Consider the following 24656-nt stretch of genomic DNA (forward strand, 5'->3'; position numbering starts at 1 on the left):
AACCGTTGATTTCGCAAACGTGACCTAAGGAGATGTGTCCATCTTGCGACAGTTGATCAAAACTGCCGGGCAAGGCACATATGGCGGGCATGCCTCAAATGAAAGCCGGTCACATGCCATTCACACTTGCCACCTGGAACATCAATTCGGTCCGCCTGCGCGAAGAGCTTGTTTTACGCCTGATGCGTGAAGAGATGCCGGATGTGCTGTGCCTGCAGGAATGCAAGAGCCCGGTCGAGAAAATCCCGATGACGCAGTTCACCGCACTTGGTTATACCCACATGGTCGCGCGGGGTCAGAAGGGATATAACGGCGTTGCGATCCTGTCAAAACTGCCCATGGAAGAGGTGGGTGCCGAGGATTTCGCGAGCCTTGGTCATGCCCGGCACGTGGCGGCACGGCTGGAAAACGGCGTCACCATCCACAACCATTACGTGCCTGCTGGGGGTGATGTGCCAGACCGGGACGCGAATGAGAAGTTCGGCCAAAAGCTCGACTACCTGACCGATATGCGCGATGCGTTTCATGCCGAAACGCCGCAAAAATCCATTCTTGTCGGTGACCTGAACATCGCGCCGCGTGAAGATGATGTGTGGAGCCACAAGCAGCTCTTGAAAGTCGTCAGCCACACGCCGATTGAGGTCGAGCATCTGGCGCAGGTGATGGACGCCGGAGGGTGGACCGACGTGACCCGGACCGACATTCCCGACGGGCCGCTTTATAGCTGGTGGTCATATCGCTCGCCCAATTGGGATGCATCCGACAAGGGCCGCAGGCTTGATCACATTTGGGCGACACCGGATATCCGGCAGGCCGCACATTCCAGCCGGGTCTTGCGCGAGGCGCGTGGGTGGGAGAAGCCAAGTGACCATGCGCCCGTTTTTGCAACTTTTGATATTTAGAGAACACAGGTGCATTTATGAAACTCTTTAACCTTGGGCTGCCAAAGTCTGGGACAACAACGCTACATACTGCCCTGGAAAAAGCGGGCATCAAATCGGCACATTGGGAATTTTATCCCCGCATGGGCATCGGGCTGCGGGCGCACCAGTTTGTGGGCGCGAACATTTACCGAAGCTATCTGCGCGGTGCTGACCCGCTGGCGGGTCTGAAGGAATGGGATGCGGTCACACAGGCCGATCAGATCGTTGCACCGTACAGTCTTTGGCCGCAGATGGACTTTCCGCTGATGCAGCGGATCCGCGAACACCATCCTGATTGCCTGTTTTTGCTTTTGACACGCGATCCCGCCAAAGTCGCAAACAGCATCATGCGCTGGGGTGATATGCACAAACGCTTCATGGATATGGGTGCGCCCTGGCTGACGCCCCAGATGGCGCAAACCGAGGCAGGATTTCAGGATTGGGTTGAAGGCCACTATGACCGGACACGGACAATGTTTGCCGATGATCCGCATTTTCTTGAAGTCGACATAGCGACCCCCGACATACAGGGGATACTCAGTGATCGCCTGTCGCTGGACCTCCCATGGTGGGGTACGGCGAACACCAATACCGAAAATCCTGCGTCATGAACGGAGTGTCGGACCATGCATGCAGCTGAGATGAAAGCACTGATCCAGCTCCATGATGGGTACGCAAACACGCAGACCGGTCCGAATATCGATGACCTGAGTCCGTTTGTGGCGCTGCAAGACGTGCCTGTGCCGACGCCTGGCGACGGTCAGGCGCTGATCAAGGTGCACTTGGCTGCGGTGAACCCGTCGGACATCCATTTTATCAAGGGTGAATATGGCCAACCGCGTGTGAAAGGGATGCCCGCAGGGTTCGAGGCCGTGGGCCAGGTTGTTGCAGGTGACACACCGTTGATGGGGCAACGGGTCAGCTTCTTCGCCAGCGCGTCGGGTGCATGGGCAGAATACGCGATGACCGATGCCGCGCGTTTGATCCCCTGCCGCCCCGATCTGGCCGAGACGGATGCAGCGGGCCAATTGGTCAATCCGCTGACCGCGATAGCCATGTTTGATCTGGTCAAAGAGAGTGGGGCGGAAAGCTTTGTTTTGAATGCTGCGGGGTCGCAGCTGGGCAAGCTTCTGATCGTGCTTGGCCGTGATCACGGCATTGCGCCAATCGCAGTTGTCAGGCGCGCGGCACAGGCTGATATGTTGCGCGCTCTGGGCGCGGCAGATGTGATCGTCACTGGTGAAGAAGACCCGGTTGAGGCTGCGCGGGCCATCTTCAAAGCAAGCAAACCGCGCATCCTGCTCGACGCGGTCGGCGATCAGGTTACGGCGGATCTGTTCTTTGCCATGCCGTCGCACGCGGTTTGGGTCAATTACGGCAAGCTGGCAACCGAGGCGCCGAGGCTGACGCAATTGGGTCAGATGATCTTTCAGAACAAGCGGATCGAAGGGTTCTGGCTCACGCGCTGGATGCAACAGGTTGATCCGGCGCGCATCCCCGCAGCGTTTGCCGAGATCCAAGAGCGTTTCGTCACTGGCAAATGGACCACGGATGTGGCGGGAATCGTTCCGTTGTCGGATGCGATGACCCAATTGCCGCAGGTTCTAGCCAAACTGGATGGCAAGGCTTTCATCGATCCACGCCAGTAGCCGCTCTACATGGTTTCTAGGCTTGATCCATCTCAGCCGCTTCCAAAAGATCACCGGGCTGGCATTCCAGAACCGCACAGATTTTGGCAAGTGTCTCGAACCGGATGCCTTTGACCTTGCCTGATTTCAGAAGGCTGATGTTCTGTTCAGTAATGCCAACGGCCTGCGCCAGATCCCGCGATTTCATCTTGCGCAGGGCCAGCATGACATCAAGCCGCACAATGATTTCAATGTCTTTCATACGAAAGACCGGTTTTCTGCCGCAGCTGCGGCTGCTTCACGCATGGCCCAACCGACAACGATGATCAGGCCACCCGCGAGTGCGAAAAACATCATGTCGCTGTTGAGACTAATGGCCAGGCTCCGCGACCCGGGAGGGTTCGCCATGGTCAGGATGAGGACAAATAGCGGCTGGAACAAAAAATCGGCCACCGCCATCGCGACAAAGCCCTGGCCAATGCGTTGGATGAGACGGGCACTGCGGTTTGTGAGGATTGCCCCCTTGCTGTAGGCAACAAACAGCTTTCGCATTTCATTAAGTATCCACAACAGAATGATGGGTTTGATTAGCGCAAGGATGAAAACCATCGTGACTTGGGTGCGCGAGATTTCAGACTCGACAATGAGATCCGCAGGATAGGGCGCCTCCCAAAAAACTCCGACACGCATGCCGACAATGATTGCGAGCGGTAAGACAATCATCGCCGACACGGTTAGCACCTGCAAAATACGCGAAAAGCGTGCGACACGTTCTAGCTTTGCCATTTTTCACCTTTCTGGTTTTAAAAATTAATGTAAAACAATAAAAAATATCTGTCAAAGGAGATTCTTATGCGTTGTGTTTCTATTCTGCTGATCCTGCTGGCCGGGTGCACGAGTATTGTGCCAACAACTGCGATGCGTCTGAACAATCTCTCGCCAACAACCGCCGATCCGGCGGATATGGCGGTGGCGCTCACCTTGCCTGAAGGCATCGATGTACAGCCGGGATCGGCAATGCTGACATTTGCCGTCATCCGCAGTGATCTTGACCAAACTGCCAAGGGCACTTTCAGGCTGGTGCGTGAAGGGGACGTCTACGCGATTGCGCCGTCAGACCATGCGACTTTGCGCGCCTTGCAGGCCACTGCTTGGCAGTGGGAAGCAGAGAATGCCAGCGCAACCCAAGGGTCGTTGGCAATCACACTCGCTCCGTGTCTGCGGGGTGCGGGGCCGTCGGATGATGCGCGCGTGAACGTTGCGATCCGGTTGGCGCAGGATGGGGCTTTCCTGCCGCTTGTCCGCAATGCCCCCCTTTCTGCGGTCACTTCGGCGGAACAACTGGGCGATGTTCCTCAATGTGATGCGGTTTACTGAACTGGCGCGCCGTCGCAAAAAAGGGCCATGTGATCCCGGTTGTTGAAAAAACAGGGGTCACTTGCTATTTTGAGCCCATGCCCGGCGCCGGGGTCATGACGGCGCGTTTTAAGGAGGACAATGCACTGTCTCTTAACTCTGCGGCTGCACCTGCAGCCAATATCGGGGCTCACGCGATGAGCGCCCCGCGCCAAGCCACCAGCGAAAGCTTGTTGGCGGCTGTTCTGAAATCCCTCGAAGATGACAAAGGCGAAGACATCGTGCAGATCAATCTGCGCGGCAAGTCCGAGATGGGTGACTACATGGTCATTGCGTCAGGGCGGTCCACGCGTCAGGTAACGGCCATGGCCGAAAAGTTGACCGATCGGCTCAAGCAGGAATTTCGGGTCATCTGCAAGGTGGAAGGCAAGGATGCCGGCGATTGGGTTCTCATTGATACCGGTGATGTGATCGTTCACATCTTCCGCCCCGAAGTGCGCGAATTCTATCAGCTTGAAAAGATGTGGCAGCCAGGGGCAGCTGCGGCGGGCTGATGCGCGTGCAAATCTGCGCCGTTGGCCGCCTGCGTCAGGGGTCGGAACGAGTGCTTTACGAGGATTATCTGACCCGGTTTGAACGCACCGGGCGCAACCTTGGTCTCGGCCCGGCAGAGCTGATTGAGGTCGAAGACAAGAAGGGTGGCGGCATGGCCGCAGAAGCTGCCCTGTTGTCACGCGCAGCCTCTGATGGCGCATTGCTTTGTACTCTGGATGAACGCGGAAAGGTGATGTCATCCCCCGATTTTGCGAAACAACTGGATGGGTGGCGCGATCAGGGGCGGCAGGATGTGGCCTTTCTGATCGGCGGTGCGGATGGTCTTGATCCGGGCTTGCGTGCGAAGGCTGACGCATCGCTAAGTTTTGGCAAGATGGTCTGGCCGCATATGCTGGTGCGGGTGATGCTGGCGGAACAGCTTTACCGTGCTGCCTCAATTCTGGCGGGTGGTCCTTATCATCGGGCGTAGGGCCGCCTCCGGCGGGAGTATTTCTGGCGAGATGATTAAGAGGATTTTGTTACCCGGCATCTCGCGCTAAGGATATGGCGACTTGAATTGGAGGTTGTGATGTCCGTGCCAAAACCCGTTGTCTTATGCATTCTTGACGGCTGGGGGCTGCGCGAGGACAGCGCGGCCAATGCGCCTGCGCTCGCACGAACGCCCAACTTTGACAGGGTGATGCAAGGCCCGCATGCGCAACTTGTCACGCATGGCAATGACGTCGGTCTGCCGAAAGGGCAAATGGGCAATTCCGAGGTCGGTCATACCAATATCGGCGCGGGTCGGGTTGTGGCGATGGATCTGGGTCAGATTGATTTGGCGATTGAGGATGGGTCGTTCTTTGACAAATCCGCGCTGGTCGACTTTGCGGGTACTCTAGCGAAATCTGGCGGCACCGCGCATGTCATCGGGCTGGCCTCCCCTGGCGGGGTGCATTCGCATCAGGATCACATCGTCGCCAGCGTCCGCGCGCTGGTTGATCGCGGCCTACCTGTGGTCGTGCACGCGATCACCGACGGGCGCGACGTGGCCCCGACATCGGCGGCAGAACAGATTGCGCAGATGCACGCTGACCTGCCGGACAGTGTGGAGATTGTCACGGTCTCTGGCCGCTACTACGCGATGGATCGCGACAACCGGTGGGAGCGCGTCGAAAAGGCCTATCGCGCCATGGTTTTGGGTGATGCTGACGCGCTGAGCGACGCCGTTGAGGGGATCGCGACCTGTTACGATCTGGATCAGACGGATGAGTTCATCGTCCCCTTTCGTGCGGAAAACTACACTGGCATGCAGGATGGGGACGGGGTGTTTTTTGTGAACTTCCGGGCAGATCGGGCGCGCGAGATCCTTTTGGCGATCGGCCAGCCTGACTTTGATGCCTTTGACGTGGGCGCGCGCCCGAAACTTGCCGCCTTGCTGGGCATGGTGGATTACTCCGAGACCCATAACGCCTTCATGACGACCGTTTTCCCTAAGCAGAAGATCGTCAACACGCTTGGCGCCTGGGTTGCCAAGAAGGGCATGCGACAGTTCCGGCTGGCAGAGACAGAGAAGTACCCGCATGTGACGTTCTTTCTGAATGGCGGTATTGAGACCCCTGAGCAGGGTGAAGACCGCCACATGGCACCGTCGCCCAAAGTCGCGACCTATGATCTGCAGCCCGAGATGTCGGCGGGCGAGGTGACGGAGCATTTTGTCAAAGCCATCGAAGACGGTTACGACCTGATTGTCACCAATTACGCCAATCCCGACATGGTAGGGCATACTGGCGATCTGGACGCCGCGATCAAGGCTTGTGAAGCGGTTGATGCGGGGCTTGGCGCTGTCCTGCAGGCGCTTGAAAAGGCCGGTGGTGCGATGATTGTCACTGCAGATCACGGCAATTGCGAAACAATGGTCGACCCGAAAACAGGCGGCCCGCATACGGCGCATACGACCAATCCGGTGCCCGTTGCATTGGTGGGTGGGCCGGACGGGGCGCAGTTGCGTGACGGGCGGCTCGCGGATCTTGCACCGACGATCCTGCACCTGATGGGGCTGGAGCTGCCGCCGGAAATGACGGGCAAATCGCTGATCACATGAGGTGGGCCGCGCTTTTATGGTGTCTAGCAAGTCCGCTTGCCGCGGAGGAACAGGCGCAGGAGGCTGCGCGGCAATTGCAAGCGGCAAATGCGCGTCTGGAAGCCGCTGACACTGGACGTGATCGCATCAGGGCTCTGACCGAAACAGTGCAGGCCTATGAGGCAGGGCTGATCGCGATGCGCGACAGTTTGCGGCAGATCACCGTGCAAGAGGCCGAGATTTCCCGAAGGCTGGCTGAGGATCGCGAGGACCTTGCGCGCCTGCTTGGCGTGCTCTCGTCGATCAGCAAAACGCCGAACCCGGTGATCTTTAGCCATCCGCAGGGTGCCAGAAATGCCGCGCGTGCGGGTCTGTTGACCACCGACATGGCACTTGCGCTTGAGGGACAAGTGGACGCGCTACGCGACCAATTGCATGCGGCGCAAAGCTTGCGGACTGCACGAGCTGTCGCGACCAACACGTTGCAACAGGGTTTGGAAGGCGCGCAAGAGGCGCGGGCGGCGCTGGGCCAGGCCGTCTCTGACCGTGTCACCCTGCCACGTCGGTTTGAGCAGGACCCGCTGCAAACGGCCCTGCTAGTGGCCAGTGCGCAGACGCTTGCAGATTTTGCGGCGGAAATCGCAGCCGGCACCCCGTCACCAGAAGACACGCTGACCGCGTCCGGCGATCTGCCACTGCCTGTTGCGGGCATTGTGCTACCGGATCAGGCCCCGAACCTGCCCGGCATCCATGTTGGTGCCGCGCCACAAGCATTGGTCAGCACACCGGTCGATGCGACGATCCTGTTTGAAGGACCGCTCTTGAACTATGGCACCGTGGTGATCGCTGAGCCCGCCGCCGATGTCTTGTTCATCTTTGCGGGGCTCGGCACAGTATTCGTGCAACCCGGCGAAATCGTGTCGGCAGGCGCGCCGATTGGGCTTTTGGGTGGTGCAGCCCCCGATGTTGACGGTATTTTGACCGAAAACGATGCATCAAATGCGGGTCAAACGCAGCAAGTGCTTTATCTTGAGGTGCGAGATAGGCAATCTGCCGTCAGCCCGGACGCGTGGTTTGCGTTGGAGTAAGCAAGGATACGGAATGAAAAAGGCGATGATGGCCGCATTTGGCGGCGCAGCACTGGGGTTACTGGCGACGAGCCAGATAGCAGGGCCGCTTCTGGCGCAGGAATCCGATCGCACCAACGTCTATGAACAGCTTGATCTTTTTGGTGACATCTTCGAACGCATCCGCGCCGAATATGTGGAAGAGGTCGATGACAAGGAGCTGATCGAGGCAGCGATTAACGGCATGCTGACCTCGCTTGATCCACATTCCAGTTATCTGTCTGCCGACGATGCCGCCGCCATGCGCGTTCAGACATCGGGTGAATTCGGTGGCCTCGGCATTGAGGTGACGCAGGAAGAAGGATTTGTGAAAGTCGTGGCACCCATGGATGGCACCCCTGCCGATGCGGCGGGCATCCTTGCCGGCGATTTCATTACCGCCGTTGACGGGGAAAGCGTGCTGGGTCTGACACTCGATGACGCGGTGTCGATGATGCGGGGGCCTGTCGGGTCGGAGATTATCATCACCGTTGTGCGTGAAGGCGAGATTGAGCCGTTTGACGTCTCCATCATTCGTGACACGATCAAGCTGACCGCTGTGCGCAGCCGTACGGAAGGCAACGCCGTTGTCTTGCGTGTGACAACCTTTAACGATCAGACCTTCCCCAATCTCAAGGATGGCATGGAGGAACAGATCGAGGCTGCGGGCGGCATCGACAATATCGATGGAATCGTGATTGACCTGCGCAACAATCCCGGTGGCCTCTTGAACCAGGCGATTTACGTCTCGGACGCGTTTCTTGACGCCGGTGAGATTGTCTCGACCCGCGGCCGCGACCCCAGTGATGGAGATCGGTTTAACGCCTCACCCGGCGATCTGGCGGAAGGCAAGCCCATCGTGGTGCTGATCAACGGCGGCTCTGCCTCGGCGTCCGAGATCGTGGCGGGTGCTTTGCAGGACCACCGGCGTGCCATCGTCATTGGCACGAATTCGTTTGGCAAAGGGTCGGTCCAGACGGTTGTTCCGCTGCGGGGCGACGGTGCGATGCGCCTGACGACATCGCGGTATTACACGCCGTCGGGTCGGTCGATCCAGTCCTTGGGGATTTCGCCGGATATCATCGTCGAGCAGCCACGCCCTCGCGCTGATCTCGAAGAAGATGAAGACGCGCCAGCGCGGCGGACAGAGGCCGATTTGCGCGGTTCGCTCGACAATGACAGCCTGACCGAGGATGAAATCCGCCAGATCGAGGAAGAGCGTGCACGGGCCGAAACTGCCGCCCAATTACGCGAAGAGGATTACCAGCTGGCCTATGCCATCGACATCCTCAAAGGATTGAACGCGCTGGGCCCAACGGCACTGCTGAACCCTTAAGCGGAACTGGGGGTGCCGCGCCTAAGGTGTCGGGGAACTGATATCGACAATGGTACCCGCAGGGTCTCGCAACAGAAGGCGGGTCTGCCCGTATGGCAGATCTGTCGGCTCCTCGACGATCTCCGCATCGGCTGCAATAGCTTTCTCGTGGCAAACGGCGGCATCCTCAACGACGAAGGTCAGGATCAAGCCTGCGGGAGGTTGGGCCACGACAGGCGGCACGGTTTCGTGAGCCTTGTCGAGCAAGCCCAGTTCAAGACCGGGTAGATCGTCGGAGCCCATGATGATGAACCAGCCGAAATCATTGCGGCGGTGCATGCCGAGAATATCCTCGTAGAAACGCGCATTCGTTTCGACGTTGTTGCAGAGGATATTGGTGAAAGCGCGGTTCATATCGTATCAGTCTTTCTGGCAACATACACATGTGTATTCGACTTATGACATACATATGTGTATGTCAACGCCATGAGTACCGATAAGCTGACCCCGACCGATTGGCTTGACTGCGCGCTGAAGGAACTGACGACGCAAGGCTATGGCGCGCTCAAGGCGCAACCGCTGGCAAAGAAGCTGAACGTGACACGTGGCAGTTTCTATTATCACTTTGAAAGCCTTGCCGATTTTCACGCCGCGATCATGCGGCATTGGAGCGCGAAAACGACCTTGCCGCTTATCGCTGATTTGAAGACCCATGCGACACCGCAGGACACTTTGTTTGCGCTTTTGTCGATCACTTTAAAATCCGGCGAACGGCTTGAACGTGCGATGCGGTCTTGGGCGACGGTCAACGCGCAAGTCGCTGCCGGGGTGAAAGAGGTGGACGACGCGCGCATCGCCTACGCTGATGAGCTTTTGCAGGCATGCGGTGTTACACCTGCCGAAGCGACCCCACGTGCAAAACTTCTCTACTGGGCGGCGATAGGACGGCTGATGATGCCGTTTCCAGACGACAGCCAGTTGTCAGAAGATGAGATTGCGGGGATCGCAGCATTGATGCGCACAGGCAGCACGGTGGATGGGGGCTACAGTGTCAGCTGAATTGACCGAAGACGCCTTTTCGGTTAAATTATAGTCATCGGGTCGCATATCTATGCGGCCCGTTTTGTTTGGCGCTGCAAATTCAGGGCCAATATCAAACAACCAAAAAGGGACCCACGATGACCCCCGACTTGCTGCGCGACGATTGTACGCGCTGCGCTGCTTTGTGCTGTGTGGCGCTGGCATTTGACCGTTCTGCCGCGTTTGCCTGCGACAAGCCGAGCGGCATGCCTTGCGCGCACATCGGACCCAATGCGACCTGCAGTATACATGCGCAGAGGCAGGCGAAGGGTTTCTCTGGCTGCATCGGCTTTTCGTGCAATGGGGCCGGGCAACGCGTCGTTCAGGAGTGCTTTGCAGGCCGTGATTGGCGCGATGATCCGAGGCTGATCACGCGGATGACGAAGGCGTTTCTCGTGGCGCTGAAGGTGCATGACTTATTGATGCTTTTGGCAGAGGTAGAAAAGTTACCGTTGTCACCGCAAGAGCGCGAGAAAGCTCGCGAATTTGCACATGCCCTCTCATCCGACACGGCGCTGACCGAAAGCTGGCTGAGCGATCTGGATGTGTCAAAACATCAGGCAAGCGTACACGCTTTTCTGCGTGGTCTGGCGCCGCGATGGGCCTCGATGCAGTATTCAGTCAGCCGCTGACCGGAGCCTATACCTTCACACGTTCGCTTGCGGGATCGTAGAATGGCTTGAGCTGCGCCTCCGCCTCGACCCTCGTACCCATCACATCGATCTCGTAACTGCTAGCCAGCATGTCCGCCACTTTCTCACCTGGCTGGGCGCAAGGCACATAGCCCATGCCAATTGCCGCGCCCAGATGGTGACCGTAGCCGCCTGATGACAGGTATCCCACAACCTCACCGTCCCGCAGCACCGGTTCGTTGTGGTAGAGCAGGGGTTCGGGATCAGTCAGTTTGAACTGCATCAACCGCTGTTCTAAACCGGTCTCGCGTTTGCGCAGGACCGCATCGCGCCCAATGAAATCAGGCTTGTCGGTCTTCACCGCAAAACCGAGCCCAGCTTCGAGCACGTGATCCTCGGACGTGATGTCATGCCCGAAATGGCGAAAGCCTTTCTCCATCCGGCAAGTATCCATCATATGCATGCCACAAAGCTGCAGATCGAAATCGGCACCCGCTTCGGCCAATGTCTCAAACACATGCCCGCACATATCGGTGGGGACATAGACCTCCCATCCCAATTCACCCACGTAGGTGACGCGGTGCACGCGGGCGAGCGCCATGCCGATCTCGATCGCCTGCGCGGTGCCGAACGGGTTGACGGCGTTCGAGAAATCATTGGGTGAGACGGCCTGCAAGACGTCGCGTGACCGAGGGCCCATAATCGCCAGCACACCTTCGCCTGCTGTCACATCAGTGATGACCACGTTGAAATCGCCCTTGTGGCGGCGCAGCCAGGTCTGGTCCGCAAGGCGGGTCGCGGCAGGTGTGACGACGAGAAAGCAATCGGGCTCAATCCTTGTCACGGTCACATCCGCTTCGACCCCGCCGCTGTGATTGAGAAATTGCGTGTAGACGATCTTCCCCACCGGCACGTCGTAATTGCCGCCACCCACATAGTTCATGAACGCGATTGCATCCGGCCCCTCGACCCGGATTTTGCCGAACGATGACATGTCATACATGCCGACATTCTGGCGGATCGCCATATGCTCTTCGCGGACATTGTCAAAGAAGTTCTGGCGCGACCAAGAGTATTCGTATTTCGCTTCCTGCGTGCCGCGCGCGAACCAATTGGCACGCTCCCACCCGGCAAGCTCGCCCATGACGGCACCCCGCTCCAGCAGATGCGCGTAAAACGGTGTGCGCCGGATGCCGCGCGCGGTCGCTTTCTGGCGGAAGGGGAAGTGGTCGGCGTAAAGCAGGCCGAGCGTTTCCTTGGAGCGCTCAAAGAGATAGGTCTTGTTGCCCTGAAAGGGCTGCATGCGGGCGATATCCACATCGCCCAGATCAAAGGGTTTTTCGCCACTCTCCATCCATTGGCTTAGCGCCATGCCTGCACCACCTGCGGATTGGATACCAATGGAGTTAAAGCCCGCCGCGACCCAGACATTGTCCATCTCGGGCGTCAAACCCAGATGATAGGCGTCATCGGGCGTAAAGCTTTCGGGGCCGTTGAAGAAGGTATGAATGCCCGCCTCTTCCAGCATCGGCATGCGTTCAATCGCGGCGGCGAGGATGGGTTCGAAATGGTCGAAGTCTTCGGGCAGTTGATCGAACTCGAAGTCAGCGGGGATACCATCCATGGCCCAGGGCTTGGCATTCGGCTCAAACGCGCCAAGCAGCATCTTGCCCGCATCTTCCTTGTAGTAGGCGCATTCATCCGGCACGCGCAGAACGGGCATCTGGGTCAGCCCGTCTATTGCTTCTGTGACAATGTAGAAATGCTCACAAGCATGAAGCGGCACGTTGACGCCCAGCATGCGACCCACCTGATGGCCCCACATGCCGCCGCAATTGACGACCATATCGCAGGCGATGTGACCGGTTTCTTCACCTTGCGCCCAATCGACACCGGTGATCCGGCGCCCAACGCGTTTGACACTGGTTAAAAGCGTCTTTTCGATCACCTTAGCGCCGTTCTGACGCGCCCCTTTGGCCAGCGCCAGAGCGATATTCGCCGGATCTCCTTGACCATCAAGCGGCAGATAGACACCAGCAGTAACGTCATCGATGTTAAGATGTTCGTAGCCTGCCTTAACCTCTTCCGGCGTGATCTCTTCCACGTCCACACCAAAGGCGCGCGCCATGGCGGCCTGCCGGAAAATCTCTTCCTTGCGTTCTTCGGTCAACGCAACGGTGATCGACCCGCAGCGTTTGAACCCTGTGGCGACGCCCGTTTCCGCCTCCAGATTTCCGTAGAGTTCCTGACTATACTTCGCGAGCTTCGTCATGTTGGACGACGCGCGCAATTGCGCGATCAGCCCTGCCGCGTGCCATGTTGTGCCAGAGGTCAGTTGCTTGCGTTCGAGCAACACGACGTCTTTCCAGCCCAGCTTGGCCAGGTGATAGGCGACCGAGCAGCCAATAACACCGCCGCCGATAATCACAACCCGCGCATGAGACGGAACCGACACCATTTCAAAAACCCCTCGGCAGCTTTGCATTTGCCAAAATGTGTCGCGAAACGACCCATACGTCTGCGCAAAAAACGTCAGGCGTGACGCAAATCCGCTATGGCGTGCGGCCTTTCCTGCGCGCCGCATTGGGGGTCACGCCAAAGGTCTCACGATAGATCGTTGTGAACCCGCTGGGAAAGCCGCAGGCGAGGCCGATTTCGTGAATCCGCATGTCGGTGTTCAGAAGAAGGTTGTTGGCCTTGTTCAGCCGCAAGGCACGGTAATAGCCATTTGGTGTGGTGCCCAAAAGGCGGTTGAACTTCCGCTCAAGCGAACGTTTGGACAGCCCCGTCTCGTCGGCGATCAGGCTGATTGGGATGGGAAACTCGATATTGTTCTGCATCAGCGCAATTGCTGCGTCCAAAGCCGCATCGCCGGTGGCCAGCACCGACTGGCCGGAGAAAGGTTGCAGCGTGCTGTGGTGGCGAATGCGTTCGTGCAACAGCACGTCCGATACCGTCATCAAGACGGTTGAGGGCACATGGTGACCCGCCAGCGACAACATCAGATCAACGGTCGCCCCCATACCGGCGCCGGTGATGACCGGCCCTGTGTCAGCAGCGAGGGCAGATTGCGTCTCAAACAAGCCATAGCGTTCAGACAGGACCGCGCGGTTTTCCCAATGGGTGGTGTGCAGCCCCGCCTCATCATCTGTTTCGGCGATGTAACGGCTTGCCGCCTCGGCCAATAGTACAACGCGCGCCTGGCGGCTCTTGTAGGTGGCGATGGTGGCACCAAGGGACAGGTCGCGCGCGTTGGCGTCGCTATTGCCCAGCGCGACGAAGTAATCTGCATTGGGGCGTGCGGGCAGCGGCGTGGTGGATACCATCGCGCCGCTGCTGCTATTGATCGTGCCACCCGTTAGGGACCTGAAATGCCATTCGAAGATGGGCCTTGCGCTGATCCGATTGACCAGTCGCAAGACGTCGACCACGCCCGCCAGCTCTGTCAGGACAAAGCCGTCGGCGACGAAGACGTCAAAATGCGTTGGGGTTTGCATGACTACTCAATTGTGTGCCCTGCTGACTTGATTGCGTTTGCCAATGCGGCGATATGCGCAGGGCCGACCTCGCAACACCCACCGACGATTGTTGCCCCTTGGCGGATCCAGCCCAATGCCGATTGCGCATACGCTTCCGGTCCGATATCGCGGCGCGCGCTCAACGCAGCGACGGTTGGCTTGTCTTGCAGAAACTCCTTGGTGATCTGGGTAAAGGCGTTGGCATAGGCGCCAAAGGGCAGTGCGCCGCGTGCCAGCGCATCCATTGCCGCCGGTATCGCTTCGGGTGCGGCGCAATTGACCAGAATGGCGGCGGCGTCCGCTTCGGCAAGGGGCAGTGTGTCGGCCAACGGCTCACCGGAACGCAGCTTTGTCCCATCCTCATCATCGACCGTAAGCGCCAGCCAAATGGGTTTGCCCGCAGCCCTTGCGCCTTCAAGGATCGCGCGGGCATGGGCCACTGACGCGACGGTTTCGCAGATGATGAGATCAACATCTGGCGCCAAAAGGCGGGCCACTTCGGCATAAAGCGGCACAGCAACTTCATGATCAGGGTGAATGTCGGGTCGGTAAGAGGCGGCAAGCGGTCCTATGGCCCCTGCGATCCGTCCGCTACCCCGCGCCTCGGCCAAGGCTGCCGCATGTAAGTCCGCGAACTTGTCGGCCAGCGGCGTGTCCACCAGCCGATCCCTGTGGATGGCATAGGTGTTGGCCGTGTGGACCGTGGCACCTGCCGCGCGGTAGGCGGCGTGCACTTCGGCGACAAGACCGGGGTGATCCACCATGACTTGCGTCGACCAAAGCGGCGTTGGCTTGTCGCCTGCCCGATGGATCAGCTCTTGCCCCATGCCGCCATCAAGCAGGGTGATCGCAGTCATTCCCGTTTCCTCTTAGGCGCGGATACGGGCATTGTCAGGGTCCCAGAGCGGTTGATCTTCGTGGATCGTCGCCGCGTATTTCTCGCCATAGATCTCGATCTCGACCTTGCCGCCGACGATGTTGGCATCTGACCGCACCATGCCCAGAGCGACCGATTTGTTCACACGGAAACCCCAATCGCCCGACGTCGTCTCGCCCACAACCTCTCCATTCGACCAGATGGGCGACATGTAAGGGGCGTCGGCGGGGCCTGGATTGTCGAGCGTCATGGTCGCAAAACCCTTCTTACGCCCTTGTTGCTTTTCGTTCAGCAGTGCTGTCTTGCCCGGGAAATCCTGCGGCTTGTTGAACCGGACAAAGCGTTCCAGCCCGCCTTCCAGCAGGCTGTAATCTGAAGAAAGATCACCTTTCCACGTGCGATACCCTTTTTCGATGCGCATCGCGTTGAGGGCAAACATGCCAAAAGGTTTGGCGCCCGCATCGCGGATGGCTGCGTACGCCGCAGCGCTGTCTTCCATGGATGTATGCACCTCCCACCCCAACTCACCGCAGAAGTTGATGCGGAAAAGCTTGGCCGGTTTGCCTGCAAACGTGGCCTCTTGAATAGTCAGCCATCCGGTTGTCAGATCAGCATCTGTCAGGCCTGCCAGCAGATCACGGGATTTGGCGCCGCTGACCAGCTGCGTGGACCATTCCGTTGTGATGTCGGTCAGTTCCAGCCCATCCGCCAGACGATCCCGCAGGTGTTCGAAATCGTGCCATTGCGCGACGGCGGCGGTCATCAGCCAGAAATCATCCTCACCCCAGCGGATAGTGGTGACTTCGGTTACGATCCGTCCGCGATTATCCGTGAAATAGCCAAGGTTCATGCGGCCTGCCTTGGGCAGCGCACCAGCAATCTGGCCGCGGAGCCATTCCGCAGCGCCGTCACCCGTCAGCTTGTAGCGGGAAAAGCCCGGCATATCGAGCACGGCAACACCATGTGTCGCGGCCTCAACCTCGCGTGCGATGCCAGCCTTCCATGGCCCGTCACGCTCCCACGTTTCAGTGCTTTCAACCGAGGTATCCTCGCCTTCCTGAGCGAACCATGTGGCCCGCTCCCAACCATTGAAGGCGCCCATCTCCGCGCCGTCCGCGATCAGCCTGTCGTGATTGGGTGAGAGTTTCTTGTTCCGACCGGCAGGCCACATCTTGTGCGGGAAATGCATCCCGTATTCATGGCCGTAGGTCTCAAGCGCTTTCTGGTGGCAGTAATCATGGTCGACGTAATCGGTGTAGCGGCGCGGATCGACCGACCACATGTCAAGCTCGGTTTCACCTTCGATCAGCCATTCGGCCATCACCTTGCCCGCGCCACCGCCCTGCACGATGCCAAAGGTGAAGGAATGCGCCTCATAGGCGTTGCGCACGCCCGGCATGGGGCCGATCATCGGAAGCCCGTCAGGCGCGTAAGGGATTGGACCGTTAATGTTTCTTCCAACGCCACCTGTAGCCAGGATCGGCACACGTGCCATCGCGTCCTCAATATACCATTCCAGCCGGTCAAGATCGTCCGGGTAAAGCTGAAAGCTGAAGTCTTCCGGCATCGGGTCGTCAGCGGTGACCCAATGCGCCTTGCAGTTCCGTTCATAGGGGCCAAGGTTCAGACCGTTCTTGTCTTGCCGCAGATAATAACTGCTGTCGACATCGCGGATCATGGGTGTCTTTCTGCCGTTTTCCTTGGTCCAGGCTTCGATCTCGGGGATTTCCTCGGTCAGGAAATATTGGTGCGACATGACCACCATGGGCACGTCACGGCCGCCATAGGGTTTGAACCATTCACCGACGCGCGCGGCATAGTAACCAGCGGCATTGACCACTTTTTCGCACTTGATGTCGCCCTTGTCGGTGTGAACGATCCATTCGCCCGTATCGCTTTGCGAAACACCTGTCGCCGGGCAGAACCGCTCAATCCGCGCGCCTAAATCGCGCGCGCCCTTAGCCAGCGCCTGGGTCAACTGCGCGGGGTCGATATCGCCATCAAGCGGGTCCCACAGTACGCCTTCAAGGTCATGGATTTCGACAAACGGGTTGTAGTTCTTCACCTCGCTTGGGCTGATCATCTCAAGCGGCAGGCCCATGGCCTGCGCCTGGCCCACAACGCGCTGAAACTCTTGCCTGCGTTCCTTGCTATGGCCCAGCCGCAGCGCGCCGGTGACGTGGTAGTTCATCGGGTAATCCACATCGTCGGCGAGTGTGCGGTACATCTCCAACGAATAGCGCTGCATATTCATGACGGCCCAGTTGGGCGCGAAATTGGGACAGTTGCCCGCCGCATGCCAAGTGGAGCCCGCCGTCAGTTCGTTCTTTTCCAGAAGAACACAGTCGGTCCAGCCCTTTTGGGCCAGATGATAGAGGGTCGATACCCCCACAACACCGCCGCCAATGATTACAACTCGTGCCGTTGTTGGAAAGTCAGCCATCACGTTTCACCCATCTTCGTGCAGGACATGCGCCGCATCATCCGCGCATAGGGTGGCGCGATTGGCTGAGGTACATGTCATTTAGTAAACTGGAGGTGAGATGGCCCAGATCATCTCACATTCCTTGCCAGAGTTATTCGCCCACAGGAATTCTTGTCCGCGCAGCCGAATGCTGTCACCCGCCCGGAGGCGGAAGGTCTGGCCATTCATCATGAAATCGATGCGTCCCTTGATCACATAGCCGACCTCCTGGGTCGGGCGGCTCAAGGGGGAAGCAAGGTGAGCACCCGGTGCGTAATGCGAATGCACCATCTCGAAGTCGTCGGTCAGATCCGGTGACAGCAATCCTTCGGTTAGCCCCTCCGTGCGGCTGCCCATCGGTCGCCGCGCATCAGCACGGACGACAATGCCTTCCTCTCCGGGTTCCGCTCCGGTCTGCACCAGACTCGATACCGAGACATCCAAAATCTCGGCCATCCTACCCAGATCGACAATTGCTGGATTGGATAGGTCGCGTTCAACCTGGCTGAGCCAACCAACCGAGCGGCCCATTGCGGATGCCAAATCGGTCAGGGTCATTCCCCGCGCCTTGCGTAATGCGCGGATATCGGCCCCCAGCGTGCGTTGTTTGGCGACTGCGTCAAGCATCGTCTCAGCCATGAAAAAACCCCGTCAAATTTCATTCTGGTCATTCGAATTCTGAAGATCAACGTTATTCTTTCACGACTCTTCAGAAAACCCATATTTTTCGCTCTATTTTGCGAAGACCTGATGCAAGATCTGGGACAGGGCGGTCGCGTCTTCCTCATCAAAGGCGTCGGGCTGGTCGCTATCGATATCAAATACCGCAATCAGTTGATCTGATGCGTCAAAGATCGGCAGAACCAGTTCTGATCTTGTTGAGCTTGCACAAGCGATGTGACCTTCAAATGCATCGACATCGGGGACAAGTTGGACGCGACCGGTGCTGGCGGCAGCACCGCAAACACCGCGGCTAAACGGGATGACAAGGCACCCATGGCCGCCCTGATAGGGTCCAATCTTCAAGAGTTCAGGCGCCACGACCCGGTAAAAACCGGTCCAGTCAAAGCGGGCGTCGCTGTGGTGGACCTCGCATGCGACCGTCGCCATCAAAGCGATCTGATCAGTCTCGCCTTCTGTCAGCGATGCGATTGTATTGTTCAGCGTTTCGTAATCCACACGCATGTTTGCTGTCCTCAGGCTTTCTTGCGACTGAGGCATCTGGATCACCGAAATGAAGGTGGGTCAATCGGTTGTCAGTTGGATCATGCTGCTTGGGCCTAGCCAAGGCCATTCAGCGCGCCTAACCGGCGGGGCAGCCTTCACCCGTGCATGTGAAAGAGTCGAGTTGGACGCGGATCGCGCCCAAATTCTCAACTTCAACGAGGTAGGACGTTTCGTCGACCCCGACGAGGTTGCCCGAGATCTCAGTGGCGCCGTTTGTCAGCACAACCGGGCCACCGAAGACAGGGGCGGAGACTTCCACAACGCAGCCCTCGCCCTGACAAGTGACCTTGTCGGTCTCAATGCGCAACTCGCCAGCGGCTGTCGCCACCACATATTCATTGCCCGCGATTTCAAGTAGGTCGCCCGACAATGTAATCTGCCCATCAAGCGATGTCAGAACAATGGGTGATGCCTCTACAGCAAGGCGCAGTGATTCGGGACATGCGGCACCGATGCAGGACACGTCTTCAGCCGGGATGGTAATCGTACCTACGGTTGTTTCAATCCGTAGCTTATTCTCCTCAAAGCTGATAAGCTGTCCAGTGATTCCGTCGCCGCCATATTCAAAACGGATGGTGACAGTGCGTTCTGGTGCCGCAATGTCAACGGCTTGCGCGTGAACCGATGTTGCGGCGATACATAGCGCTGTGGCAGCTGATGCTGTGCCGACGAGCAGAGCGTTTCGGAAAAAGTTCATGGCAGAAGATCCGACATTCTTTACTTGGACATAGGACGAAAACGCGATCTGTGCAGTTTAACATCCCGTTTTGCAACCGGCTTTAGCATAGAATGTTGTTATTTGGCCACTCAACACTGCTTGACGTCGCGCAATAAACCATGCCGCAACTGCGAACGATGCCGACCGAAAAGCGCTCATAGCGACCGAGTCGCCCAAAAAAGTAGCAACTCACAAGCTGTCCAGAGCAAGTTGCCGAAATTCTTGGCGGCAAAATCCACGACTCATGCTGCAGCTGCGAAATCGTCTTAAGTCCTTCATACTCGAAGCTTAATATTTCGTTAACAAAGCTAGATTTCACAGGGGCAGGTTGATGGGCGATGTGCAAGCAAATGCAAAAGATCAGCACGCCTTGCGCAAGTCACTCGCGCGGTTGACTGCGGGCACATCCCCGGCAGCGACGATCACAATGTGGACAGACTGGGCGGTGCATCTGGCAAGCGCGCCGGACAAGCAACTCACACTCATGCGCAAGGCACAAGAGAACTGGCTGCTCTGGACGAATTTTGTCGCCCATGGCTGCCCGTCTGAGCTGGAGGCGCGGCCCGTCCGACCTGAGGGGACAGATCGCCGTTTTCGCGACGAAAGCTGGGACAGCGCCCCCTTTGCAGCGATGGCACAGGCATTTTTGCTGATGGAAGACTTTCTCGACGCCGCGACGTCAGACGTGCCCGGCCTGAACCCGGCACATGATCGGGCGATGACGTTTCTGGGGCGCCAGATGCTTGATGCCTTCGCCCCCAGCAACTTTCTGGCCACCAACCCGGAGGCAATCGCGCGGACCTTTGAAACGGGCGGTTTCAACCTTGTTGGCGGTGCCTCCGCCTTCTGGCAGGACATACAAAAACGGATGCATGACGAGGCGCCCAAGCCCACCAAGAAAGTCGGACGCGATGTTGCCGTCACGCCGGGCAAGGTTGTCTTCCGCAATCACTTGATCGAGTTGATTCAATACGTGCCCGTGACGGACAAGGTGCATCCTGAACCTGTCCTGATCATCCCGGCCTGGATCATGAAATACTACATCCTCGATCTGAGTCCAGAAAACTCCATGATCAAATACCTGACTGAACAGGGCTTTACGGTTTTTGCGATCTCGTGGCGCAATCCGGATGCCGCGGACGCGGAACTGGGCATGGCCGACTATCTGCATCAGGGACCTTCTGCAGCGATTGACCAAATTGCGGATGCTACGAAGGCCAGGAAAATCCACACGGTGGGGTATTGTCTTGGTGGCACATTGTTATCCATCGCGGCGGCTGCCATGGCGCGGGATGGCGATGACCGGCTCGCCAGTATGACGCTTCTGGCCGCACAAACTGATTTCAGCGAGGCGGGTGAGTTGATGCTGTTCATCAACGAAAGCCAGGTCTCGTTTCTTGAAGATATCATGGATGCGCAAGGCTACCTGAATGCGAACCAGATGATGAGCGCGTTTCAGATGCTGCGCTCAAACGATCTGATCTGGTCGCAGATGGTGCGCAAGTACCTGCTGGGCGATGGCGACGCGGCGATGAACGACCTGATGTCCTGGAATGCCGATAGCACGCGAATGCCCGCGCGCATGCATGGCGAATATCTGCGGCAGATGTTCCTGAACAATGACCTTGCCGCCGGGCGCTACCACGTGGATGGCCATGGGGTGTCGCTGCGCGATATCCGTATCCCCGTCTTTGGTGTCGGGACCGAAACCGACCATATCGCGCCGTGGAAATCTGTGTTTAAGATTCACAATCTTGGCCATGCAGATGTCACCTTCGCGCTGACCAATGGCGGGCACAATGCGGGCGTTGTGTCAAAGCCGGGCCACCCGCGGCGCCATTACCGCCTGCATACGATCCGGGATCAGGACAAAGCCCTGACCCCCGAAGACTGGTTTGAGGAGGCCAGTTTGCATGAAGGGAGCTGGTGGCCCGCCTGGGCCGCCTGGTTGTCCGAGCGTTCGGGCAAGAAGATCAATCCACCCAAAATCACTGGCGCGCTGGAGGACGCGCCAGGGTCCTACGTCAAAATGGAGTAACCCATGTTGCCCAACACCAACTTCCTCACCGGTTGTCTGCTTAATGGCTTCGGGATAGCTTCTGCCTCTGCGCGGTCAGCTATCGGCAACACCGCCTATATCGAAAGGGCGCATCATGTCATCTGATCACGACACCGCCCTGGGCTATATCGAAAACCGTCCCTTTGATGAGATTGCAATCGGCGACAGTGCCGAGCTTGTCCGCACATTGACCGCACAGGATATCGATGCGTTTGCCGCCGTCTCTGGCGATGTGAACCCTGCCCATGTGGATCAGGAGTTTGCCGAAGCCGACATTTTCCACAAAGTCATCGCACACGGTATGTGGGGTGGGGCGCTGATCTCCAACGTGCTGGGCACCAAACTACCGGGGCCGGGGACGATTTATACGAACCAGACACTGAAATTCCTGAAACCTGTTGGCGTTGGTGACACCGTCACGGTGCGTGTGACCGTCACCGAAAAGGACGAGGAGAATAAGCGGCTGACGCTGGATTGCATTTGCACCAACGGCGACGACAAGCCCGTGATCAGCGGGCAGGCGGTGGTGATCGCGCCTGAAAAAAAGATCAAGCGCCCGCGTGTCGTGATGCCCGATCTGGTGATGCATCAGCGTGGCGGCGGTTATGACAATTTGCTCGAAGAGGCGCGCAAATTGCCGCCTCTTTCGGTGGCCATCGTGCATCCTTGCGACGCAGACAGCCTCGCTGCGGCGCTGAAGCTCCGCGACATCGGTCTGGTTGAGCCGCTGCTTGTTGGGCCAATCGCACGGATCAAGGATGTTGCTGCGGCTGAGGCACTTGATCTCGGCGGCGTCGAGATCATCGATACCGAGCACAGCCACGCCTCTGCCGAAGCAGCGGTGGCGTTGGTACGGGACGGTCGCGCGCGGGCGCTGATGAAGGGCGCGCTGCATACGGATGAGATCATGTCCGCCGTCGTCTCCAAACAGGGCGGTCTGCGCAGCGAACGGCGGATGAGCCATGTTTATGTGATGGACGTGCCCACCTATCCCAAGCCGCTTTTGATCACCGATGCCGCGATCAACATCGCGCCGGATCTCAGGACCAAAGCGGACATCGTGCAAAACGCGATTGATCTCGCCCACACGATCGGGATCGCGGAACCCAAGGTCGCGCTACTTTCTGCCGTTGAGACGATCACGCCGCGCCTGCAATCCACTGTCGAGGCAGGCGCATTGTGCAAGATGGCCGACAGGGGCCAGATCAAGGGTGGCGTGCTGGACGGCCCCTTGGCCTTTGACAACGCGATCTCAATGCGGGCGGTGGCCACGAAAGGCATCACATCGCCAGTCGCCGGTCAGGCCGATATTCTTGTGTCGCCTGATCTTGAGGCCGGGAACATGATCGCCAAGCAGCTGATGTATCTCGCCGGGGCCGAAGCCGCTGGCATCGTCCTTGGCGCGCAGGTCCCCATCATCCTGACCAGCCGCGCTGATGATACACGCACGCGGATCGCGTCTGCCGCGATTGCGGTGCTCTTTAACAAGGCGCGGGGCCTATGAGACGGATCCTGACGCTCAATACCGGTTCATCCTCGCTCAAATTCGGGTTGTATGAGGATGCAGCGGAGCCTGTGATGTTGCTGAACGGCCAGGTCGACAAGATCGGCGCGGATGCGAGGTTGATCCTCGATATGGATGGCGTGAAGAGCAAACAGGTTGTGCCTGCAACAACCCCGGCTGAGGCGCTGGATCAGGTGATCACCGCCCTGCGGATGAACATGCCCGGCCTCAGCATTGCCGGTATTGGCCACCGGATCGTGCATGGCGGCCCGGATTTTGCGGACCCGATGGTGTTGACGGCGGAGGTCTTAGCGCAACTGGAAGAATTCGCCCCACTCGCCCCCCTGCATCAACCGCACAATCTGGCGGGTGTCGTGGCTGCCCAAGCGGCGTTTCCCGAAGCGGTGCAGGTCGGGTGTTTCGACACCGCGTTTCATCGCGGCCACCCTTGGGCCAATGACACCTTTGCCATCCCGCGGAGGTTTTACGATGAAGGTGTGCGGCGCTATGGGTTCCACGGGCTGAGTTATGAATACGTGACCGGCGTGATCGAAAAGCTTCACCCCGAACTCCATAAGGGGCGCATGGTCATTGCCCATCTTGGCAATGGGGCCTCCATGTGTGCGGTGCGCGGCGGCAAAAGCGTTGGCTCGACCATGGGGTTTTCGGCGCTTGACGGGCTGCCAATGGGCACACGCTGCGGGCAGATCGATCCGGGCGTGCTGCTTTATTTCATTGATCAGCAGGGTATGGATCCGCAGGACGTCCTGCGCATGCTCTACAAGGAAAGCGGTCTCTTGGGTCTGTCTGGTATTTCTAGCGACATGCGCAAGCTCCTTTCCTCGGACGCGCCTGAAGCAGCGGAGGCCATCGACTACTACGTCTTCCGCGCCCGCCGCGAGGTCGGAGCGATGACCGCCGTTTTGGGAGGTATTGACGCGTTGGTCTTTTGCGGAGGCATTGGGGAAAATGCCGCACCAATCCGGGAACGGATCGTGGAGGGTTTGGGGTATCTGGGATTGGTGGTTGATGATGCCGCCAACGCAGAAAACGCTCTGGACATCGGCACAGGAGCCGCCCGCGTCATGGTCGTGCCCACAGATGAAGAGCGGATCATCGCTCGCGCGGTCCACCATGCATTGGCCAGTGGCGCCAAGGTCAATCCGGTACACGCCCAAACTCGGTCTGCCTGAACGATACCGTCGAACGATTGTGTATGTCTGGTCCTGTCGTCCGGTACTCACCTTTATAGCCCGGTCCACAGAAGACTTCCTATAAGGCGCGTCTTTCCCCTAATTCACTATGGCGGCGGGTGATTTGGCGTGAAAGGAAGGTCGGCAAGGAGCTCAAAGGTATGTACCGGCTGCTGTTCGCAACTGAGATTTTGGCGTGGCGAGCGGTAGTCGCTGATATGTATTCGGCCTGTTTATCGGCTCGCGGGCCGTGGCCATTGTGGGTTACGCACGCGCCTTGATCTCATGACTAACCAGATCGCTGACGACCAATTGGGCTCTCAGATTCTGGGGGTGTAGTTTCTCCGTCCCATGCTTTTCTCCTTCGCGAACTCCGTGGCCTGCTGCCGGTTTCGTGGACGGCACCTTAAGCTTTCATAGCTCGCTCCTCGAATGTGAT

Annotated in this window: 25 protein-coding genes; 15 read left to right on the forward strand and 10 right to left on the reverse strand. The window is 58.3% G+C overall.

The annotated features are described in order from the left end of the window. Window positions 1-113 precede the first annotated feature (113 nt). Genes SLH47_RS10720 through SLH47_RS10730 form a run of 3 tightly spaced genes read left to right on the forward strand, consistent with a single transcriptional unit; the run spans window position 114 to window position 2572 of the window. Complete coding sequence (locus SLH47_RS10720; RefSeq protein ID WP_320239487.1) at window positions 114-902, forward strand: exodeoxyribonuclease III; 789 nt, start codon at window positions 114-116, stop codon at window positions 900-902. A gap of 17 nt (window positions 903-919) precedes the next feature. Continuing rightward, a complete protein-coding gene (locus SLH47_RS10725; RefSeq protein WP_320239488.1) occupies window positions 920-1534 on the forward strand; it encodes a sulfotransferase in 615 nt (204 codons plus the stop codon). Between the two features lie 15 nt (window positions 1535-1549). Further along, window positions 1550-2572: an alcohol dehydrogenase catalytic domain-containing protein gene (locus tag SLH47_RS10730; protein ID WP_320239489.1), complete on the forward strand. Its 1023-nt coding sequence runs from the start codon at window positions 1550-1552 to the stop codon at window positions 2570-2572. A 16-nt stretch (window positions 2573-2588) separates the two neighbouring features. Here the strand turns inward: SLH47_RS10730 and SLH47_RS10735 are convergent, their stop codons facing one another. Beyond that, window positions 2589-2813 (reverse strand): helix-turn-helix transcriptional regulator, encoded by a 225-nt coding sequence (locus tag SLH47_RS10735; RefSeq protein ID WP_320239490.1) that lies wholly within the window; start codon window positions 2811-2813, stop codon window positions 2589-2591. Then, window positions 2810-3337: a DUF2975 domain-containing protein gene (locus SLH47_RS10740; RefSeq protein ID WP_320239491.1), complete on the reverse strand. Its 528-nt coding sequence runs from the start codon at window positions 3335-3337 to the stop codon at window positions 2810-2812. The genes SLH47_RS10735 and SLH47_RS10740 overlap by 4 nt, the downstream gene beginning before the upstream one ends. A gap of 66 nt (window positions 3338-3403) precedes the next feature. On the opposite strand from SLH47_RS10740, the gene SLH47_RS10745 reads away from it, so the two are divergent. The 6 genes from SLH47_RS10745 (at window position 3404) to SLH47_RS10770 (ending at window position 8966) form a co-directional block, all read left to right on the forward strand. Beyond that, complete coding sequence (locus tag SLH47_RS10745; protein ID WP_320239492.1) at window positions 3404-3928, forward strand: hypothetical protein; 525 nt, start codon at window positions 3404-3406, stop codon at window positions 3926-3928. Window positions 3929-4005: 77 nt separating this feature from the next. Beyond that, window positions 4006-4461 (forward strand): ribosome silencing factor, encoded by a 456-nt coding sequence (gene rsfS, locus SLH47_RS10750; RefSeq protein WP_320239493.1) that lies wholly within the window; start codon window positions 4006-4008, stop codon window positions 4459-4461. Beyond that, entirely contained in the window at window positions 4461-4931 is a 471-nt protein-coding gene (gene rlmH / locus SLH47_RS10755) for a 23S rRNA (pseudouridine(1915)-N(3))-methyltransferase RlmH (protein ID WP_320239494.1), read from the forward strand. The genes rsfS and rlmH overlap by 1 nt, the downstream gene beginning before the upstream one ends. A 99-nt stretch (window positions 4932-5030) precedes the next feature. Next, window positions 5031-6545, forward strand: a complete 1515-nt coding sequence (gene gpmI / locus SLH47_RS10760) for a 2,3-bisphosphoglycerate-independent phosphoglycerate mutase (RefSeq protein WP_320239495.1) — start codon at window positions 5031-5033, stop codon at window positions 6543-6545. Further along, window positions 6542-7612, forward strand: a complete 1071-nt coding sequence (locus SLH47_RS10765) for a murein hydrolase activator EnvC family protein (protein WP_320239496.1) — start codon at window positions 6542-6544, stop codon at window positions 7610-7612. The genes gpmI and SLH47_RS10765 overlap by 4 nt, the downstream gene beginning before the upstream one ends. Window positions 7613-7625: 13 nt before the next feature. Then, complete coding sequence (locus SLH47_RS10770; protein WP_320239497.1) at window positions 7626-8966, forward strand: S41 family peptidase; 1341 nt, start codon at window positions 7626-7628, stop codon at window positions 8964-8966. Window positions 8967-8987: 21 nt separating this feature from the next. Here the strand turns inward: SLH47_RS10770 and SLH47_RS10775 are convergent, their stop codons facing one another. Then, on the reverse strand, window positions 8988-9359 hold the full coding sequence (locus tag SLH47_RS10775; RefSeq protein WP_320239498.1) for a VOC family protein: 372 nt from the start codon (window positions 9357-9359) through the stop codon (window positions 8988-8990). Between the two features lie 72 nt (window positions 9360-9431). Here SLH47_RS10775 and SLH47_RS10780 point away from each other — a divergent pair, with 72 nt between their 5' ends. Further along, a complete protein-coding gene (locus tag SLH47_RS10780) occupies window positions 9432-10004 on the forward strand; it encodes a TetR/AcrR family transcriptional regulator (RefSeq protein WP_320239499.1) in 573 nt (190 codons plus the stop codon). Between the two features lie 119 nt (window positions 10005-10123). Next, entirely contained in the window at window positions 10124-10657 is a 534-nt protein-coding gene (locus SLH47_RS10785; RefSeq protein ID WP_320239500.1) for a hypothetical protein, read from the forward strand. A 7-nt stretch (window positions 10658-10664) separates the two neighbouring features. Here SLH47_RS10785 and SLH47_RS10790 read toward each other — a convergent pair whose 3' ends face one another. The 7 genes from SLH47_RS10790 to SLH47_RS10820 all read right to left on the reverse strand — a co-directional run bounded on the left by SLH47_RS10790 (window position 10665) and on the right by SLH47_RS10820 (window position 19440). Beyond that, a complete protein-coding gene (locus SLH47_RS10790) occupies window positions 10665-13115 on the reverse strand; it encodes an FAD-dependent oxidoreductase (protein WP_320239501.1) in 2451 nt (816 codons plus the stop codon). 94 nt (window positions 13116-13209) lie between these two features. Continuing rightward, window positions 13210-14154, reverse strand: coding sequence for a GlxA family transcriptional regulator (locus SLH47_RS10795; RefSeq protein WP_320239502.1), 945 nt, complete (start codon window positions 14152-14154; stop codon window positions 13210-13212). Between the two features lie 2 nt (window positions 14155-14156). After that, window positions 14157-15032 carry a homocysteine S-methyltransferase family protein gene (locus SLH47_RS10800; protein WP_320239503.1) on the reverse strand — a complete coding sequence of 292 codons (876 nt, stop codon included), beginning with the start codon at window positions 15030-15032 and terminating at the stop codon, window positions 14157-14159. A gap of 12 nt (window positions 15033-15044) precedes the next feature. Continuing rightward, on the reverse strand, window positions 15045-17495 hold the full coding sequence (locus tag SLH47_RS10805) for an FAD-dependent oxidoreductase (RefSeq protein ID WP_320239504.1): 2451 nt from the start codon (window positions 17493-17495) through the stop codon (window positions 15045-15047). Between the two features lie 81 nt (window positions 17496-17576). Further along, the gene (locus SLH47_RS10810; protein WP_320239505.1) at window positions 17577-18155 is read right to left on the reverse strand and encodes a helix-turn-helix domain-containing protein; all 579 of its coding nucleotides are present in this window, start codon (window positions 18153-18155) and stop codon (window positions 17577-17579) included. Window positions 18156-18248: 93 nt separating this feature from the next. Then, on the reverse strand, window positions 18249-18701 hold the full coding sequence (locus SLH47_RS10815; protein WP_320239506.1) for a GAF domain-containing protein: 453 nt from the start codon (window positions 18699-18701) through the stop codon (window positions 18249-18251). A gap of 118 nt (window positions 18702-18819) precedes the next feature. Then, window positions 18820-19440, reverse strand: a complete 621-nt coding sequence (locus tag SLH47_RS10820; protein ID WP_320239507.1) for a hypothetical protein — start codon at window positions 19438-19440, stop codon at window positions 18820-18822. Window positions 19441-19792: 352 nt separating this feature from the next. On the opposite strand from SLH47_RS10820, the gene SLH47_RS10825 reads away from it, so the two are divergent. From SLH47_RS10825 to SLH47_RS10840, 4 genes are read left to right on the forward strand one after another with little or no spacing between them, the layout of a single operon-like run. Continuing rightward, window positions 19793-21499: a PHA/PHB synthase family protein gene (locus SLH47_RS10825; protein WP_320239508.1), complete on the forward strand. Its 1707-nt coding sequence runs from the start codon at window positions 19793-19795 to the stop codon at window positions 21497-21499. A 3-nt stretch (window positions 21500-21502) separates the two neighbouring features. Next, window positions 21503-21625, forward strand: coding sequence for a hypothetical protein (locus SLH47_RS10830; RefSeq protein WP_320239509.1), 123 nt, complete (start codon window positions 21503-21505; stop codon window positions 21623-21625). Continuing rightward, window positions 21615-23024 (forward strand): bifunctional enoyl-CoA hydratase/phosphate acetyltransferase, encoded by a 1410-nt coding sequence (locus SLH47_RS10835; RefSeq protein ID WP_320239510.1) that lies wholly within the window; start codon window positions 21615-21617, stop codon window positions 23022-23024. The genes SLH47_RS10830 and SLH47_RS10835 overlap by 11 nt, the downstream gene beginning before the upstream one ends. After that, complete coding sequence (locus SLH47_RS10840) at window positions 23021-24217, forward strand: acetate/propionate family kinase (protein ID WP_320239511.1); 1197 nt, start codon at window positions 23021-23023, stop codon at window positions 24215-24217. Before SLH47_RS10835 ends, SLH47_RS10840 begins: the two co-directional genes overlap by 4 nt. Window positions 24218-24656 lie beyond the last annotated feature (439 nt).

This window comes from Cognatiyoonia sp. IB215182, from assembly GCF_033963905.1.
Lineage (GTDB): Bacteria > Pseudomonadota > Alphaproteobacteria > Rhodobacterales > Rhodobacteraceae > Yoonia.

What these genes read in the sequence shown, in the direction of transcription:
- SLH47_RS10720 (WP_320239487.1), top strand. Translation starts at nt 114, where the DNA reads ATGCCATTCACACTTGCCACCTGGAACATCAATTCGGTCCGCCTGCGC.
- SLH47_RS10725 (WP_320239488.1), top strand. Translation starts at nt 920, where the DNA reads ATGAAACTCTTTAACCTTGGGCTGCCAAAGTCTGGGACAACAACGCTA.
- SLH47_RS10730 (WP_320239489.1), top strand. Translation starts at nt 1,550, where the DNA reads ATGCATGCAGCTGAGATGAAAGCACTGATCCAGCTCCATGATGGGTAC.
- SLH47_RS10735 (WP_320239490.1), bottom strand. Translation starts at nt 2,813, where the DNA reads ATGAAAGACATTGAAATCATTGTGCGGCTTGATGTCATGCTGGCCCTG.
- SLH47_RS10740 (WP_320239491.1), bottom strand. Translation starts at nt 3,337, where the DNA reads ATGGCAAAGCTAGAACGTGTCGCACGCTTTTCGCGTATTTTGCAGGTG.
- SLH47_RS10745 (WP_320239492.1), top strand. Translation starts at nt 3,404, where the DNA reads ATGCGTTGTGTTTCTATTCTGCTGATCCTGCTGGCCGGGTGCACGAGT.
- rsfS (WP_320239493.1), top strand. Translation starts at nt 4,006, where the DNA reads ATGCCCGGCGCCGGGGTCATGACGGCGCGTTTTAAGGAGGACAATGCA.
- rlmH (WP_320239494.1), top strand. Translation starts at nt 4,461, where the DNA reads ATGCGCGTGCAAATCTGCGCCGTTGGCCGCCTGCGTCAGGGGTCGGAA.
- gpmI (WP_320239495.1), top strand. Translation starts at nt 5,031, where the DNA reads ATGTCCGTGCCAAAACCCGTTGTCTTATGCATTCTTGACGGCTGGGGG.
- SLH47_RS10765 (WP_320239496.1), top strand. Translation starts at nt 6,542, where the DNA reads ATGAGGTGGGCCGCGCTTTTATGGTGTCTAGCAAGTCCGCTTGCCGCG.
- SLH47_RS10770 (WP_320239497.1), top strand. Translation starts at nt 7,626, where the DNA reads ATGAAAAAGGCGATGATGGCCGCATTTGGCGGCGCAGCACTGGGGTTA.
- SLH47_RS10775 (WP_320239498.1), bottom strand. Translation starts at nt 9,359, where the DNA reads ATGAACCGCGCTTTCACCAATATCCTCTGCAACAACGTCGAAACGAAT.
- SLH47_RS10780 (WP_320239499.1), top strand. Translation starts at nt 9,432, where the DNA reads ATGAGTACCGATAAGCTGACCCCGACCGATTGGCTTGACTGCGCGCTG.
- SLH47_RS10785 (WP_320239500.1), top strand. Translation starts at nt 10,124, where the DNA reads ATGACCCCCGACTTGCTGCGCGACGATTGTACGCGCTGCGCTGCTTTG.
- SLH47_RS10790 (WP_320239501.1), bottom strand. Translation starts at nt 13,115, where the DNA reads ATGGTGTCGGTTCCGTCTCATGCGCGGGTTGTGATTATCGGCGGCGGT.
- SLH47_RS10795 (WP_320239502.1), bottom strand. Translation starts at nt 14,154, where the DNA reads ATGCAAACCCCAACGCATTTTGACGTCTTCGTCGCCGACGGCTTTGTC.
- SLH47_RS10800 (WP_320239503.1), bottom strand. Translation starts at nt 15,032, where the DNA reads ATGACTGCGATCACCCTGCTTGATGGCGGCATGGGGCAAGAGCTGATC.
- SLH47_RS10805 (WP_320239504.1), bottom strand. Translation starts at nt 17,495, where the DNA reads ATGGCTGACTTTCCAACAACGGCACGAGTTGTAATCATTGGCGGCGGT.
- SLH47_RS10810 (WP_320239505.1), bottom strand. Translation starts at nt 18,155, where the DNA reads ATGGCTGAGACGATGCTTGACGCAGTCGCCAAACAACGCACGCTGGGG.
- SLH47_RS10815 (WP_320239506.1), bottom strand. Translation starts at nt 18,701, where the DNA reads ATGCGTGTGGATTACGAAACGCTGAACAATACAATCGCATCGCTGACA.
- SLH47_RS10820 (WP_320239507.1), bottom strand. Translation starts at nt 19,440, where the DNA reads ATGAACTTTTTCCGAAACGCTCTGCTCGTCGGCACAGCATCAGCTGCC.
- SLH47_RS10825 (WP_320239508.1), top strand. Translation starts at nt 19,793, where the DNA reads ATGGGCGATGTGCAAGCAAATGCAAAAGATCAGCACGCCTTGCGCAAG.
- SLH47_RS10830 (WP_320239509.1), top strand. Translation starts at nt 21,503, where the DNA reads ATGTTGCCCAACACCAACTTCCTCACCGGTTGTCTGCTTAATGGCTTC.
- SLH47_RS10835 (WP_320239510.1), top strand. Translation starts at nt 21,615, where the DNA reads ATGTCATCTGATCACGACACCGCCCTGGGCTATATCGAAAACCGTCCC.
- SLH47_RS10840 (WP_320239511.1), top strand. Translation starts at nt 23,021, where the DNA reads ATGAGACGGATCCTGACGCTCAATACCGGTTCATCCTCGCTCAAATTC.